This window comes from Ilumatobacter sp., assembly GCF_030065885.1.
GTDB lineage: Bacteria > Actinomycetota > Acidimicrobiia > Acidimicrobiales > Ilumatobacteraceae > Ilumatobacter.
This window is the reverse complement of the sequence record NZ_JASJCS010000008.1, coordinates 1-15,654: the sequence shown is the minus strand read 5'-3', so window position 1 is coordinate 15,654 and position 15,654 is coordinate 1. Positions and strand designations below refer to the sequence as shown.

The 15,654-nt window shown below is 70.6% G+C and carries 13 protein-coding genes; 10 read left to right on the top strand and 3 right to left on the bottom strand.

Annotated elements, in window-relative coordinates; all coding sequences use genetic code 11:
• Positions 1-4: 4 nt before the first annotated feature.
• Positions 5-1,207 carry an MFS transporter gene (locus tag QNJ12_RS03140; RefSeq protein WP_300618655.1) on the bottom strand — a complete coding sequence of 401 codons (1,203 nt, stop codon included), beginning with the start codon at positions 1,205-1,207 and terminating at the stop codon, positions 5-7.
• Between the two features lie 57 nt (positions 1,208-1,264).
• On the opposite strand from QNJ12_RS03140, the gene QNJ12_RS03135 reads away from it, so the two are divergent.
• From QNJ12_RS03135 to QNJ12_RS03120, 4 genes are all read left to right on the top strand, one after another.
• Positions 1,265-3,235 (top strand): acetoacetate--CoA ligase, encoded by a 1,971-nt coding sequence (locus tag QNJ12_RS03135; protein WP_300618653.1) that lies wholly within the window; start codon positions 1,265-1,267, stop codon positions 3,233-3,235.
• A 70-nt stretch (positions 3,236-3,305) separates the two neighbouring features.
• On the top strand, positions 3,306-3,812 hold the full coding sequence (locus tag QNJ12_RS03130) for a sigma-70 family RNA polymerase sigma factor (RefSeq protein ID WP_300618651.1): 507 nt from the start codon (positions 3,306-3,308) through the stop codon (positions 3,810-3,812).
• A complete protein-coding gene (locus QNJ12_RS03125) occupies positions 3,809-5,326 on the top strand; it encodes a hypothetical protein (RefSeq protein ID WP_300618648.1) in 1,518 nt (505 codons plus the stop codon). Before QNJ12_RS03130 ends, QNJ12_RS03125 begins: the two co-directional genes overlap by 4 nt.
• Positions 5,327-5,342: 16 nt before the next feature.
• Positions 5,343-6,443 (top strand): Xaa-Pro peptidase family protein, encoded by a 1,101-nt coding sequence (locus QNJ12_RS03120; protein WP_300618646.1) that lies wholly within the window; start codon positions 5,343-5,345, stop codon positions 6,441-6,443.
• A gap of 6 nt (positions 6,444-6,449) precedes the next feature.
• Here the strand turns inward: QNJ12_RS03120 and QNJ12_RS03115 are convergent, their stop codons facing one another.
• Entirely contained in the window at positions 6,450-7,061 is a 612-nt protein-coding gene (locus QNJ12_RS03115) for a hypothetical protein (RefSeq protein ID WP_300618644.1), read from the bottom strand.
• Between the two features lie 36 nt (positions 7,062-7,097).
• On the opposite strand from QNJ12_RS03115, the gene QNJ12_RS03110 reads away from it, so the two are divergent.
• From QNJ12_RS03110 to QNJ12_RS03085, 6 genes are all read left to right on the top strand, one after another.
• Positions 7,098-7,973: a hypothetical protein gene (locus QNJ12_RS03110; RefSeq protein WP_300618642.1), complete on the top strand. Its 876-nt coding sequence runs from the start codon at positions 7,098-7,100 to the stop codon at positions 7,971-7,973.
• A gap of 22 nt (positions 7,974-7,995) precedes the next feature.
• Positions 7,996-8,811 (top strand): Ku protein, encoded by an 816-nt coding sequence (locus QNJ12_RS03105; RefSeq protein WP_300618640.1) that lies wholly within the window; start codon positions 7,996-7,998, stop codon positions 8,809-8,811.
• A complete protein-coding gene (gene ligD / locus QNJ12_RS03100) occupies positions 8,808-9,710 on the top strand; it encodes a non-homologous end-joining DNA ligase (protein WP_300618638.1) in 903 nt (300 codons plus the stop codon). The genes QNJ12_RS03105 and ligD overlap by 4 nt, the downstream gene beginning before the upstream one ends.
• Before the next feature lie 88 nt (positions 9,711-9,798).
• Positions 9,799-11,034, top strand: coding sequence for a serine hydrolase (locus QNJ12_RS03095; RefSeq protein WP_300618636.1), 1,236 nt, complete (start codon positions 9,799-9,801; stop codon positions 11,032-11,034).
• A gap of 51 nt (positions 11,035-11,085) precedes the next feature.
• On the top strand, positions 11,086-12,339 hold the full coding sequence (locus tag QNJ12_RS03090; protein ID WP_300618634.1) for an aspartate aminotransferase family protein: 1,254 nt from the start codon (positions 11,086-11,088) through the stop codon (positions 12,337-12,339).
• Positions 12,340-12,443: 104 nt separating this feature from the next.
• Positions 12,444-13,958: a Ca2+-dependent phosphoinositide-specific phospholipase C gene (locus QNJ12_RS03085; RefSeq protein ID WP_300618632.1), complete on the top strand. Its 1,515-nt coding sequence runs from the start codon at positions 12,444-12,446 to the stop codon at positions 13,956-13,958.
• 24 nt (positions 13,959-13,982) lie between these two features.
• Here QNJ12_RS03085 and QNJ12_RS03080 read toward each other — a convergent pair whose 3' ends face one another.
• The gene (locus tag QNJ12_RS03080) at positions 13,983-15,437 is read right to left on the bottom strand and encodes a D-arabinono-1,4-lactone oxidase (protein WP_300618630.1); all 1,455 of its coding nucleotides are present in this window, start codon (positions 15,435-15,437) and stop codon (positions 13,983-13,985) included.
• Positions 15,438-15,654 lie beyond the last annotated feature (217 nt).

Sequence of the window (15,654 nt, the reverse complement as noted above, 5' to 3'; positions counted from 1 at the left end):
AAACCTACGCGAGTGCGGGCTCCGCCGACGTGGCGCGGTCGGCGGCGATCGGGACGTGGATCGCCGCCGCGAGCACGCCGAGCACCACCGCCATCACCCAGACCGGCCCGTAGCCGCCCGTGTCGTCGAACACGCGCCCGCCGAGCCAGACCCCGAGGAACGCGCCGACCTGGTGCGACAGGAAGACGATCCCGAACAACGTCGACAGGTAGCGCGGCCCGAACAGCAGCGCCACCAGGCCGCTCGTGAGCGGCACGGTCGACAGCCACAGCACGCCCATGAGGGCACCGAACACGAGGGCGCTCGCCGTGGTGAGCGGGACGAGGAGGAACGCGGTCATGAGGATCGCCCTGAGCAGGTACAGCACGGCGAGCAGCGTGCGGCGCCGGTAGCGGTCGCCGAGCCACCCGGCTGCGAACGAGCCGCCGATGTTGAACAGGCCGATCAACGACAGCGCGATCGCTGCCGTGCGATCGGTCAGGCCCTCGTCGGTGAGATAGGCCGGCAGGTGGGCGGCGATGAACGCCACGTGGAACCCGCACACGAAGAAGCCGCTGGTCAGCAGCACGTAGCTCCGGTTGCGGAACGCGCGGCGGACCGCATCGGTGAGCGACTCGCTCGTGGCGTCGGGGTGAACGCCGTCGCCCGCGGTGTCGGCGGGCAGCAGCTGCGAGGCCGCACCCACCAGCACCAATGCCACCACACCGATCGTGCCCAACGCTCCGCGCCATCCGAACGCGTCGATCAGCACCTGCACCAGCGGGACGACGGCGAACATCCCGATCGATGCGCCCATCGTGACGACACCGAACCCGAACGACTGCCGGTCGACCGGCACGGCCTTGCCGACCGCGCCGATCACGACCACGAACGACGCCCCCGAGACGGCGATGCCGAACAGGACCGCGAGCGAGAAGCCGAACACGCCGATGCCGTCGGCGTTCGCGGCGACCAGGAGGCCGGCTCCCATCAGCAGGCCCGCCGACGCGACCACCCGCCGCGGCCCGAGCCGGTCGGCGGCCATCGCGGCGAGTGGCAGCCCGAGGATCAGGTTGTGGGCGGCCAACGCGAGGGCGAACGACTCGCGATCGGTGCCGAGCTCGTCGACGACCGGCTTCAGGAACAGCCCGATCGACTGGCGGGTCCCCATCGTCAGGAACACCATCGCGGCGCCGGTCAGCAGCACGATCCACGTCCGGCGCGGCATCGGCGCAGTCTGGCATGCTCTGCGTGTGGAGAGTCGTTGGTCTGCGGAGCTTCGGCCGTGACCGTGCCGCGCGTGCTCTGGGAGCCGTCCGAGCAGGCCGTCGCCGACACCCGGCTGGGCGAGTTCCTCACGTTCTGCTCGCAGCGGACGAGCCGTCGCTTCCACGACTACGACGAGCTGTGGGAGTGGTCGATCGGCGACGGTCTGGAGGAGTGCTGGGCCGCGATCTGGGAGTTCTTCGACGTGCGGTCGTCGACGCCGTACCGGCAGGTGCTGAACGATCGGGTGATGCCGGGCGCGCGCTGGTTCGAGGGCGCCCGGCTCAACTACGCCGAGCACATCCTGCGGTCGGCCGACGGCCGCCTCGGCGACCCGGCGATCGTCGGCGTGTCGCAGAGCCGCCAGCGTGTCGAGCTCTCGTGGTGGGAGCTCACCCAGGAGGTCGGCAGGGCGCGAGCCGGGCTGCAGCGGCTCGGCGTCGGGCACGGCGACACGGTCGCCGCCTACCTGCCGAACATCCCCGAGACGATCGTCGCGTTCCTGGCGGCGTGCAGCCTCGGCGCGACGTGGACGTCGTGTGCGCCCGAGTTCGGCGTCCGGGCGGTGCTCGACCGCTTCAGCCAGGTCGAGCCGGTCGTGCTGCTCGCCGTCGACGGCTACCGGTACGGCCGCCACCACGTCGACCGATCAGGTGAGCTCGAGGCCATCCGAGCCGGCCTGCCGAGCCTGCGCGCCACGGTGCTCGTGCCCTACGTCGATCCCGAGGCGCCGCTGCCCGAGGATGCGATGTCCTGGTCGGGGCTGCTCGCCGAACGCGGACCACTCGAGTTCGCGCAGGTCACGCCCGATCATCCGCTCTACGTGCTCTACTCGTCGGGCACGACCGGGCTCCCCAAGCCGATCGTGCACGGGCACGGGGGTGTGCTGGTCGAACACCTCAAGGTGATCGGGTTGCACGGCGACATGCGGGCCGACGACCGCTTCTTCTGGTTCACCACCACCGGGTGGATGATGTGGAACTTCGTCGTCTCGGGGCTGCTGGTCGGTGCCCGGCTCGTGCTGTTCGACGGCGACCCGAACCACGACGGTCCCGACACGCTCTGGCAGCTCGCGGCCGACGAGGGCATCACCTGGTTCGGCGGCGGCGCGCCGTACTTCACGGCCTGCCGGCGCGCCGGCCTGATGCCCGGCGAGCGGCACGACCTCTCGCGGCTCCGGGTGATCGGCTCGACCGGTGCGCCGCTCCCGGCCGACGCGTTCCGGTGGGTGTACGAGCACGTCTCGCCCGACGTGATGCTCTCGCCGATCTCGGGTGGCACCGATGTCTGCTCGGCGTTCGTGGGCGGCAGTCCGCTGACGCCGGTGTGGGAGGGCGAGATCCCGTGCAGCTACCTGGGTGCCGCGGTGCGGGCGTTCGACGAGAGCGGCGACCCGGTGGTCGGCCGGCAAGGCGAGCTCGTGCTCACGCAACCGATGCCCTCGATGCCGGTCGGATTCTGGGGCGACGCGGACGGCTCTCGCTACCGCGCCGCCTACTTCGAGCACTACCCGGGCGTCTGGCGACACGGCGACTGGATCACCGTCACCGATCGCGGCAGCTGCCTCATCACCGGGCGCTCCGACGCGACGCTCAATCGCGGCGGCGTGCGGGTCGGCACCGCCGAGATCTACCGCGTCGCGGAGGCGATCGACGGCGTCGTCGACAGCCTGGTGGTGCATCTCGAGGCACCCGACGCCGACGACCCGGGCGACCTCGTGCTGTTCGTCACCCTCGCCGACGGGGTCACCCTCGACGACGACGTCAGCGGGCGAATCCGGTCCGGGCTGCGGTCCGGGCTCTCGCCACGCCACGTACCCGACGAGCTGCACCAGGTGGCGTCGATCCCCACGACGCTCAGCGGCAAGAAGCTCGAGCTGCCCGTCAAGCGGATCCTGCTCGGCGAAGCCGCCGAGCACGTCGCCAGCCGCGGGTCGCTGAAGGATCCGACCGCTCTCGATGCGGTCGTCGAGATCGCCGCCACGCGCTGATCGCACGGCCCGGATGTCGCGGGTCGATGTATGGATCGGGCGCATTCGTGCGTCGTACAGACTGATGGTGATGGAGGAGATCGAGGTCCAGCCCGGTTCGCTCGCCGACGAGATCGAGGTCGAGTCGACGCGGGCCACGCCGGTCACGTTCAGCGAGCTGTACGAGCACGACTTCCTCCCGCTGGTTCGGCTTGCGACGCTGATGACCAGCCGGGTCGAGGTCGCCCGCGACATCGTGCAAGACGCGTTCGTCAAGCTCCACGTCAAGTGGGCGACGGTCCGCAACCCCGCGGCCTACGTGCGCCGGAGCGTCGTCAACGGCTGCCGCTCGTACCACCGCCGCGAGATGCGATGGCGAGGCCGAAAGCAGTCGGACGAACCGACCGCGACGCTCGACGTCGACGACACCCTCTCCACGCTGTCGGCCCTCACCCCCAAGCAGCGGGCGATCATCGTCCTGAAGTTCTACGAGGGCTGCAACGAACACGAGATCGCCGAGATCGTCGGCTGCCGGCCGGGTTCGGTCGGCCCGACGGTGCAACGGGCGCTCACCAGGCTGAGAGAGGTCCAGACATGAACGAGAACGAGCTCCCCGAACGGTTGCGTGCGGCTGCCGACGACGTCGTCGCGCACTCCGACCTCGCCGAGGTCGAGCTCGGCGCCGGGCGTGTCCGGAGCCGCCGTCGCGTGGCGACGGGTGTGGTGGCGGCGATGCTCGTCGCCGGTGCGGGCGGTGCCGGCTTCGGCATCGGCCGGTCGGTCTCCGACGACGACCCCACGCTCGCCGCCGGTGACGATCCGGTGGCGACGACGACCATCGATGATGGTGGCGACGCTTCCGGGGACGTCCCGGCCCGCGATGCCGACGAGCCCAGCGACACGCTGCCTCCGCCGCCGGATCTCGCCGTCCTGCCGACGTTGCCACCCCCCGAGCCGGGCCTCACCGAGCTCGCCGCCGATGACGGCGCCCTCGGTCGTTACTACGCGCCGGTCGAGCTGGAGCTGATCTACGAGCGTCAGCTCGACACCGGGATCCGGGTCCGGGCGCAGCGGGGCGAACCGTGGAGCGACAGCTTCGACCCGTACTCCGAGTGGCCCGCGGGCGAGTGGCGCCCAGCCGACTTCTGCTACGGGAACCGTGAGCTGCGCATCACCCTCGACGGTCCCGACGTCGTCGACGTGACGCACGGCGCGTACTACGACCAGCTCTTCGGTGACGTGCAGGCCGAGATCATGATGGCCGGTTGGGCCGACGGCCAGCAGATGCGCATCGTCGCCGTGCAAGCGGGCCCGGCCGTGACCGAGGTCGCCGTCGTGTGGGACGACGATGCCAACGACCGCGCGGCGGTGGTCGACGGGATCGCCGTGCTCGTCGTCGCCGGCTCCGACCCCTGGGCGAGCTCGTACACGCTCGAGGTCACCGACGCCGACGGCACCCGCTCGCTCGACCAGAACGAGCTCGACCGCTTCAACGACCAGGAGTGGCGGGCCGCGTGCGAGGAGCCGCCGCCGGCGCTGCCCGATGCGGGCGAGCAACCCGTCGACGCGGCGGCCGAGCGGGCGGCGATCGAAGAACGGTTCTCGCTCCTGTGGGACCTCGACGTGCCACGCGAGGAGAAGCAGGACGTGCTCGACGACTGGACCGGTGTCGACGAGGCACTCGCCGCAGTGACGGAGGGCGACTTCGGCGACATCGCGCTGACGGCGACCCAGACGATCGAGGAGCTGGTCTTCGTCGGCCCGACCGAGGCCTGGTTCCGCTACTCGGTCGTCACCGAGCTCACGAACTTCCACGACCGCTACGGCACGGCCACCCTGGTCGACGGCGTGTGGCAGTTCCCGCGGGCTCTGATCTGCCAGGACCTGAGCCTCGCCGGCGGCGGCTGCGACCCGTGGGTCGACCAGATCTTCCCGCCGAGCTGGTACGAGCGCTACGGCGAGCCCGGGTGCTGGATCGACGAGAGCGGTGCGCAGATCTGCGCAGACGTCCCTGTCGGCGAGGCCGACGTGGTGTTCGAGGGTCCGCTGGGTACGGTCCCGCCGCCACCGACTCTGGTACCGATTCCGGCGACGACGGTGCCGGGTCCGTAGCGGTACCCTCGGGCAGGTGACACCGCTCGACATCTACACCGAGAGGCTCGCACGGGTGCGGGCCGCGATGGCCGAGCAGCAAGTCGACACGCTGCTCCTGTCGGTCGGCCATGACCTGCCCTACCTGACCGGCTACCTCGCGATGCCGCTCGAGCGGCTCACGATGCTGGTCGTGCCGCGGGACGGCGACCCGACGTTGCTGATCCCACGGCTCGAGGCGCCCCGCGTCGATGAGCAGCCCGGCGTCTTCGAGCTGCTGCCGTGGGACGAGACCGACGACCCCACAGCCCTCGTCGCCAAGCTGGCGGCGGGCTCGCGGACGTTGGCGGTCGGCGATCAGATGTGGGCCCGTTTCCTCGTGGAACTGCTCCCGCAGCTTCCCGGCGCCGAGTACCGGCGGGCGGTCGACGTGGTCGGCCCGTTGCGGATGGTCAAGGACCAGGCCGAGATCGACGCGCTGGCGGCCGCCGGAGCCGCCGTCGACCGGATCGCCGGCGAACTGCAGTCGGGCTCGATCCCGCTCGTCGGTCGCACCGAGGCCGAGGTCTCCGCCGACCTGTCGGCGCGGATCGTCGCCGAAGGCCACCAGAAGGTCAACTTCGCGATCGTGGCGGCCGGCGAGAACGCCGCCAGCCCGCACCATCACGCCGGCCCGCGCGTGATCGGCGAGAACGAGATCGTGCTCTGCGACTTCGGCGGCACGATGGACGGCTACTGCTCCGACATCACCCGCTGCGTCGTGACGGGCGACGTGCCTGCCGACATCGCCGAGGCGTACGCCGTGCTGCACGAGGCACAACGAGCAGCGGTGGCGTCGGCGACCGTCGGCACCGGCTGCCAAGAGGTCGACCGTACGGCCCGGCGCATCATCGCCGACGCCGGCTACGGCGAGTACTTCGTGCACCGTACCGGTCACGGCATCGGGCTCGAGGAACACGAGGACCCGTACATCGTCGAGGGCAACGACCGGCCGCTCGAGGCAGGCCACGCGTTCAGCGTCGAGCCGGGCATCTACGTCCCCGGCCAGTGGGGGATGCGGCTCGAGGACATCGTCGTGGCCACGGCGGCGGGTCCGTCGCCGATGAACGCGGCCGACCACGACCTCGCCAGCGTGTAGCGGCGCTCAACGGTCGAGCAGGGCGTCGTCGACGGTCTGGGTGTACGAGGTGAGCTCGATCGACACGTCGGCGCCGAAGTAGCGGCCGAGGACGCCGGCGTCGAGTGCGCAGTAGTCGACCGTGCCGCCGATGACCGGGACGCCGACGCAGGCGGCGGGCTGCCCGGCAATGGTCTCGACGCGACCACGGCCGTCGGCGATGTTGCGCGTCGCATCGAGGCGCAGCCGTGACGCGAAGCTGTCGCCCCAGAACCGGTGGGTGATGTTGAGGTTGCTGATGCGGGCATCGTCGAGCCCGTCGACGCACGACTCGATCGTGCAGGTCCGAGTGGTCGAGCCGCTGACGACGTAGTCGATCTCACCCACGGTCACCCGTCGGCGTCCGTCGGAGCCCTGCCTGACGGTCGCCGTCGTGGTGGTGCCCGTCGACGACGGGATGATGTCGTACACCGCCGTGAACGCCGTGCTGCCGGCACGGTCGAGCCGCTCGAGCACGGTCTCGACGGCCGGGTCGTTGACGGGAGGCTCGGGCACGAGCGTGGGACGTTCACCCGTGACACATGCCGGGAGGGCGCACACGGCCGCGACGACGGCGAGGCGGGGGGCGGTGACCGGCATGGGGGTGACAGGTTACGGGCGTTACCCTCCACCGGCGTGATTCGCCTCGACGCTGCGACGGTGCTGCTGCAGTGGGCGACGGGCGGCATGGCGTTCTGCTGGTTCACGACCCGCCGCCGCGAGGTCGGCCTCGGGTACGGCTGGCTGCTGCGGGGGACGTTCGGGCTGCTGGCGGTCGGGGCAGCGGTGGCCGGCTTCCGGTACGGCACGCTCCCGGTCAGGGAGGCTGCGTCGATCGGCGTCGCGCTCACCTGTCTGCTCGGCCTCGTCGTGTCGGTGGCACGACGGTCGGCCGGCGTCAGTGGACAGATCGCCGAACACGACCGACGCACCGCCCGGGTGGCGGCGATGACCGGCATCGACCGAGCCGTCGACGGCGAACGTCGGTCAGGGGCTCGCGGCGCCGAGTTCCCGCCCGTGCTCGACCTGCTCCCGGTCGTCGTCGGTGCGGGCGGGTTGATCGCCGCGGGCCTCGACGCGGCACCCGACGGTGGTGCCGACGCGGCCGTCGCGCTGCTGCGCACGCTGGTCGGGGCGGCCTTCCTCGGTGCGGTCACCGACGCGATGCTGCTCGGGCACTGGTACCTCGTGCAGCCGGGCCTGCCGCGCCGGCTGCTCAACGAGATCGTCACGGCGCTCGGCTGGATCTGGCCGGTCGAGGTCGTCGCACTGCTGCTGCCGACCGGCATGTTCAGCGTCTTCTCCGGGGCCGTCGACGACGGTTGGGGCGGCACGCTCGGATGGTTCTGGGCAGCGTGCGCGATCACCACGATCGTGCTCGTCGTCGTGACGCGGGCGGCCCTGCGCGAGCGCGAGTACTCCGCCGTGATGGCTGCGACCGGCCTGCTCTACCTCGCCATCCTCACTGCGTTCGGGACCGATCTGGTGGCGCGAGCGGTACTGGATGGGTAGTCGATCGGGCATGATGGTGCGCATGCCTCGGCCCGTCTGGAACGGCACCATCAGCTTCGGCCTCGTCGCGATCCCGGTGAAGCTGTACCACGCGGTGCGCAAGCAGAGCGTCTCGTTCAACCAGCTCGACGACCGCACGATGGCGCGCATCAAGTACAAGAAGGTCTCGGCCGTCGACGGCGAGGAGGTGCCGGACGAGCACATCGTCAAGGGCTTCGAGGTGTCGAAGGACCGCTACGTCGTCGTCGACCCCGACGAGCTCGAACCGTTCATCCCGGCCGCCACCAAGACCGTCGACCTCGAGGAATTCGTCGATCTGGAGGAGATCGACCCGGTCTTCTACGACAACGCCTACTACGTGGCGCCCGGCACCAACCCGAAGCCGTACGTGCTGCTGGCGTCTGCGATGGAGGAGGCCGGCAAGGTCGCGATCGGGCGGTTCGTGATGCGCAACAAGCAGTACACCGCTGCGATCCGGGCCGAGGAGGGCCGCCTGATCATGTCCACGCTGGCGTACGCGGACGAGGTGGTCGACCCGGCGAACATCGACGAGCTGCAGGGCCTCGACGACGTCGAGGTGTCGAAGAAGGAGATCGCGATGGCCGAGTCGCTCGTCGACTCGCTCACCGCCGCCTTCGAGCCCGAGAAGTATCGCGACGAGTACCGCGAGCAGGTGGTCGACCTGATCCAGATCAAGGCGGCGGGTCAGGAGTTCGAGGTGCCCGAGGCGGCGGCGGAGAAGCCCAAGGTGGTCGACCTGATGGCGGCGCTCGAGGCGAGCGTGGCGAAGGCCAAGGAGGAGCGCAAGAAGCCGGCTCGCAAGAAGAAGTCGGCTTGAGCTCGGTCGAGATCGAGGTCGGGGGGCGTCAGGTCTCGCTCTCGAACCTGGACAAGGTGCTCTACCCGAGTGGCTTCACCAAGGCGCAGGTCATCGACTACATGGCGCGGATCGCGCCGGTCGCGATCCCGCACCTCACCGGCCGAGCGCTGACGTTCCGCCGGTACCCCGACGGCACCGACACGGCCGGGTTCTTCGAGAAGCGCTGTCCCGGTCATCGCCCGGAGTGGGTCGACGTCGCCCTCGGCCCGGGCGATCGGAAGGGTGGCATCCACTACTGCCGCATCGACGAGGTGGCGTCGATGGTGTGGGCCGCCAACATGGCGGCGATCGAGATCCACGCGCCGATGGCGCTGGCCGACGACCTCGCGACCCCGCGTGCGCTGGTGTTCGACTTCGACCCCGGTGCCCCCGCCGCGATCGCGGAGTGCTGCGAGGTCGCGCTCGCCGTGCGCCACGTGCTCGATTCCGTCGGCCTTCGGGGCTGGTGCAAGACCTCGGGTTCGAAGGGGCTCCAGATGTACGTGCCGCTCAACACCGCCGGTGCCGGCCACGAGGGCGCGGCGGACTTCGCCCTCGCGGTGGGGCAGGTGCTCGAACGGCAGCTGCCCGGCCGGGTGACCACGGTGATGGCCAAGGCGCAGCGGCCGGGGAAGGTCTTCGTCGACTGGAGCCAGAACGCCTTCCACAAGACGACCATCGCGCCGTACTCGCTGCGCGCCCGCCCGGAACCGACCGTGTCGACGCCTGTCGGCTGGGACGAGGTCGAAGCCGCCGCCGCACGATCGCTCGACCTGCGCTTCACCAGCGACGACGTGCTCGAGCGCGTCGACCGGCACGGCGACCTGTTCGCCGAGGTGCTGACCGTCGAGCAGGTGCTCCCGACACCTGGTGCGTGAACTGCTACGGCGGTCGGGCGAGCACCCAGGGTGCAATTCGGACCGGTTTGGACCATCATGGTGGGTCGTGAGACCGCGATGTTGGGACGTGGGCCGCTGGGCCGCGCTCGCGACGGCCCTGGCCGTCGGGGCCACCGCCTGCGGTCAGGCGCGCCTGGCGACGCCGCCCGAACCCGAGTTCGTCACCGGCTCGCGCGCCGAGCCCGTTGCGCCGCCGACGACGCTCGAGGGTGCCGGGATCGTGTCCGACGCGAGCAGCGACATCGATGTGATCGCCGTCGACGTGGCCGACATGGTCATCATCGACGATGCCGGCAACGCAGCGCCGAACCGCTCGGGATGGGCCGCGTTCGATCAGTCGCTCCAGCGTCGCATGGTGCCGGCGAGCGTCGGTGCGTCGGTGGCCGTGATGATCGACGGGCAGATCGTCCACCAGGCGGCGTTCGGCGAGCGTGTCGCCGGCGGCGGCGACCCGGTCGAGACCACGGACCGGTTCCGCATCGCCAGCATCTCGAAGACCATCACGGCGATCGTGGCGCTGCAGCTCGTCGAAGATGGCGTGCTCATGCTCGACGAGCCGGTCGGCGCCACCATCGCCGCGCACCTCGGGCTGGCGACCTACGACGTCGACGCCGCGTCGATCACCGTCCGCGAGCTGCTCAGCCACACGGCCGGCTTCCCCCAGCACGAGGCGACGTTCTTCTCGAACGGGGCGACCTCGTGTCCCGATGCGGCGGCGCAGGGGCTCTCGCGCTCGGTCTCGTCGGGCAGCGGCTTCCGCTACAGCAACATGAGCTACTGCGTGCTCGGCGTCCTCATCGAAGCGGTCACCGGCAAGACCTACGAGCGCGTCGTCGACGAGCGCCTGCTGACGCCGCTCGGCATCAGCGGCATGCGGATGACGTCGACCTACGAGCTCGGTCCCGACGAGGTGTCCCACGACCCGTCACCCGACCGGAACTTCATGGAAGCGCTCGGTGCCGCAGGGGCATGGAACGCGACGCCGGCCGACGTGGTGCGCATCATGAACGCCGTCGACCCGAAGACCCGGGGCTGGAAGGCGCTCAGCGACGAGACGATGTCGATCCTGCGGTACCGCGTGCCGAACGCGCTGCCGCCGTCGGGCTACGGGCTCGGCGTCATCAACTACGACGGCGACGCGTACGGTCACACCGGCACGCTCCAGAACACGCACGCGATGGTGCTCGTGCAGCCCGACGGCCTCACCTGGGCGGTGACGGTGGCGGGCGCGTACCCGAGCGACAGTGGTCAGCTGCGCAGCATCGTGCGGCAGGCCCTCGCGGCCGGCTTCGCCAGCGCCTGAGATCAGGCGTTCCGTCGGATCGGCCTCCGCCGGATCTGGCAGGATCGGCGGATGGAGTTGCCGCAGCAGGGCCGTGCCGTCGACGACGTGATCGCCGATCTGAGCGCCAAGCGCGACGGCGACGTCCGCTGGCAGGACGGCAGGGCGTTCGGCATGGTCTACAGCGGTGGCCCGTCGGTGCACGAGGTCGCCGAGCGCGCCGCCACGCTCTACCTGCACGAGAACGCGCTCAACACGAAGGCGTTCCCGTCGCTGGGTCAGATCCAGAGCGAGGTCGTGCGTTGGACCGCCGGGTTGCTGCACGGCCCCGACACCGCGGCCGGCTTCCTGACGAGCGGGGGAACCGAGTCGATCCAGTGCGCGGTGCTCGCAGCCCGCGAGCGCGGCCGGAAGGAACGGGGCATCCACGCCGGTGAGATCGTCGTGGCCGAGTCCGCCCACGCGGCGTTCCACAAGTCGGCGCACATGTACGACATGCCGATCCACACGACGCCCGTCCGCGACGACTGGACCGTCGACGTCGACGCGATGGCCGCAGCGGTGAACGACCGCACGGTGCTGGTCGTCGGGTCGGCGCCGCAGTACCCGCAGGGTGTCGTCGACCCGATCCCGGCGATCGCCGAGCTGGCGGCGTCGGTCGGTGCCAACTGCCACGTCGATGCCTGCATCGGCGGGTTCGTCCTGCCGTTCGCCGAGATGCTCGGCCGCGACGTGCCGGTGTGGGACTTCCGCGTCGAGGGCGTGCACTCGATCTCGGCCGACATCCACAAGCTCGGGTACGCCCCGAAGGGCGTGTCGGTCATCGTCCACCGCACGAAGGAGCTGCGGCGCTACCAGACGTGGATCTTCGACGGGTGGTTGGGTGGCTTCTACGGCTCGCCGAACCTCCAGGGCACGCGGTCGGGGCTCCCGATGGCGACGGCGTGGGCGGTGATGCAGCACCTCGGCGTCGAGGGCTACGTCGACCTGACCCGCCAGACGCTCGAGAACGCCGATCGGATGCGGGCCGGCATCAACGCGATCGACGGCCTCCGAGTGCTCGGCGACGGCGACTACCACCTCGTGGCGATGGCGGCCGATCCCGAGTCGCCGGTCTCGATCGACGTCTTCGCGCTCGCCGACGTGCTCCTCGAGCGTGGCTGGTACCACGATCGCCAGGGCCCGCCCGACTCGCTCCACTCGACGGTCAGCAACTCGAACACCGGCGTCATCGACGACTACGTGCGCGACCTCCGTGCCGCCGTCGTCGAGGTCACCGGCACGACCACCGACGACCGCAGCACCAGCTACTCGACCGTCGAGTAGGGCCCGCGGGCACCCCGACGGCGCGGCCCCGGCTCGACCGCCTCGTAATGTCGTGGACTTCTCACCGGCGGCCCGCGAGCATGGCGGCGGGGCGAGGGGGAACCATGGCGTACGACGACCTTCGATACGACGACGTTCGGCAGAAGTCGATCCACAACACCTTCCAGCGGACCGAGGGCATCTACGACCAGATCGTCTACTGGCGCGTCCGCTCGCTCGAGGCGGACATCCACACCTCACACATCTTCGATGACCCGGAGACGGGCGGCGACTTCGACGAGTGGTTCGTGTACCACAACACGTTCGACATGGGTTCGTCGGTGCACACCCTGCACGACTTCCTGCGGGTCTGCGTCGGGGCTCACCGGGCGCTGCCCGACCACGAGGCCATCACCCTGTTCCTCGACATCAAGGACGGCTTCCCGTCGAGGATCACCAGCGCTCACTCGCGGGCACGCTTCGACGCGCTGCTCGACCACCACCTCGGCGAGCACCTCTACACGCCGGCCGACCTGATGAAGCGCGACCCGGACGCCGGCAGTCTGCGCGAGGTCGTGCAGGGCGTGGGGTGGCCGACGCTGGGCGAGCTGCGCGGCAAGTTCATCGTGATCCTCACCGGGAGCGAGCACCAGCTCTCGAACTACGTCTCGTCACGCGAGGAGCCGACCGACCGCCTGGCGTTCCTGTCGGGCTATGCGGAGTCGAAGCGCGACATCGGCCGCGACGACGGCCTCGTCGTGTACAACATGTCGCGCGAGTACGTTCACCTGGCCGCCGAGGTCGGCCGCCAGGGGTTCCTCTCCCGGGCGTACTACATCGACGACCGGGACGCGTGGGAGGAGGCGGAGGCGGCGCGGTGCCACCACATCGCGACGGACATGGTGAACTCGCGGGTCGACCCGTGGTCGTCGACCACCGGTCCGTCAGGCTTCCCGTTCCGCGCCCTCGACGGCCCGACGCCGCGGGAGGTCGAGCCGGGCGTGGTGGGCGCGATCTGGGCTCGGTCCGGCGACATCTGGGAACGCGAGGACAGCTGCTACTTCCAGCATCGTGCGTGCGGACCCCGTGACGTCGACGAGTCGTACGTGTTCGCGGTCTCCGGCCCGAACTCGCACACCGAGGACTGGACCAAGGGCGGGATCATGGCGCGCCAGTCGACCGATCCCGACTCGCCGTACTTCGGGGTGTTCCGGCCCGGCGAAGGGGACGGTCTCCGCGTGCAGTTCCGGGCCGAGTCGCGCCGATCGACGACCGTGCTCGAGCGCCGCATCGGGCGCACCTGGTTGTTCGGGTCCTGCTTCGCGCAGGACAGCCTGGTCTACCTGCGCCTCGACGTGTCGCGGGGCGGGCGGCGGTGCGTCGGCTCCGGTTCGATCGACGGCGTCGAGTGGGTTCGGCTCGGTTCCTTCGACTTCGAGCAGCCGTTGATGCTGCACGGTCTGGCGGTGAGCTCTCACGGTCAGCGGCGCGGCGCGAAGTACCTGTTCGTCGTGCCCGGTGGTGAACCGCCGCCGCCGTTCGACCGCGAGCGTGCGATCGGGCCGAGGGGTGACCGCGCCGAGGGATGGGCCGACTGGACGGGCACGCGTCGCTGGCGCGTCGACCGGTTCAGCCGGTAGGTCGGAAATGCCGGGCCGACGGGCTCAGTGGGCTCGGCCGAGGATCCGGTCGACGTACGGGTTGGCGAACGTGCCCTCGGGGTCGAGCCGCTCGCGCACCTCCTGGAAGCGATCGAAGCGGTCGGGCTGCATCCGCCGGATGTCCTCGGCGTCGAGATCCTCGCACCACTTGCCGAGGTGGACGCGGGCGTCGGTCCGTCGGACCCACTCCTCGACGTCGGCGAAGTAGTCGCCGACCGCACCGGACTGGTTGAGGCACAGGCACAGCCAGGCCGTGTCTCGCCCGACGCCCGGGCCGAGGAACGACGTCTCGTGCGGGCCCGGCGTGAAGCGCACCTCCACCAGCAGGAACGGCAGCCGGTCCGTACTGGCTCGCTGCTCGTAGAGGTCGATCAGCTGCTGGAGGTCGCTCCACACGCGCGTGCGAGGCACGGCGACCTCGAGCTCTTGGTGGAGGTGGTACTGGCTCCGGCTGAACGCCTCGTGCGAGTGGAGGACGAGGCGGGTCGGCCGCTGGAGCCGCATCGTCCGGGACGCCAGCCTGGGCAGCAGACCCCAGTGCGCCATCGCGTCGCCCAGGGTGGCGGCGACGACGGCGGCCTTCGCCTCGTTCAGCGACTCGCGGAACGCTCCCAGACGCGAGCGCCCGTCGTCGGTGCGGGTCCACGTGTGGACGTGGAGCCGGTCGGTGTGCGGGTACGCGTAGAAGCTGACGTGCTCGTGGGCCTCGAACAGCTCGTCGAGATGCTCCTCGGCCCACGCGCGTGACTCGACGAAGGTGCCCTGGCGGAGGTTGAAGGCGTCACCGACCTGGAACGTCACCTTCGTGATCACTCCGACCGCCCCGATCCCGCCGACGGCAGCCCGGAACAGATCGTCGTCCGGACCGAGGCCCTCGTGGAGGGTGCCGTTGCCGTCCACGAGATCGAGGGCGACCACGGCGTCGCTCGGATGGGCGGGACCGCGACCCGTCCCGTGGACGTCGGTCGCGAGGATCCCGGCGATGCTCTGTGCGTCATGCGACGCCAGCGTCTGGAACGCCAGACCGGCGTCGAGCAGGACCGGCGTGAGGTCGCGGAGCCGGGTGCCACCCCACGCAGTGACCTGCTGGCGCTCGTGGTCGATGTCGACGACGCCGGCGAGCCGGTCGAGCGAGAGCGTCACCCCGTCGGTCTTCAGGCCGTCGTTGAACGAATGGCCCGCTCCGGCGACACGTACCGACGATGCCGACCGGACGATCTGCTGGACCTCCGCGACCGTCGCGGGTAGCTCGACGGCCGCGGCGTGGCGTCGGTCACCCGACCAGTTGCGGTACTCCGACCCGTGCGTCCGCCCCTCGAGCGACAGGTGCCGTCGCCGGCTGGCGACGTACCTGAACGTGTTGCCGACCGTCCGTGCGGCCGCCACCACGAAGTGCGGATACACGATGTTCGACGACGTGGCCCGGCGCCGTCGCAGCCGCTCGCGGAGGCTCCCCATCGGGCCATTGTCTCGCGGCCGGTGGTGTGGCTGCCAGTGGTTTGGCCGTCCGTTCGAGTGCGCACCGTGGGCGGGCGCGTCGAGCACCGCCGTCGGGTCAGTCGTCGTCGTCGCCGCTGCTGTCGTCGCTCGCGTCGTCGAGCTCGTCGCCGACGACGGCGAAGCTCTCGTCGAGCTGCACGTCGACCTGGCGGCCGTCGTCGAGCGTGACCTCGAC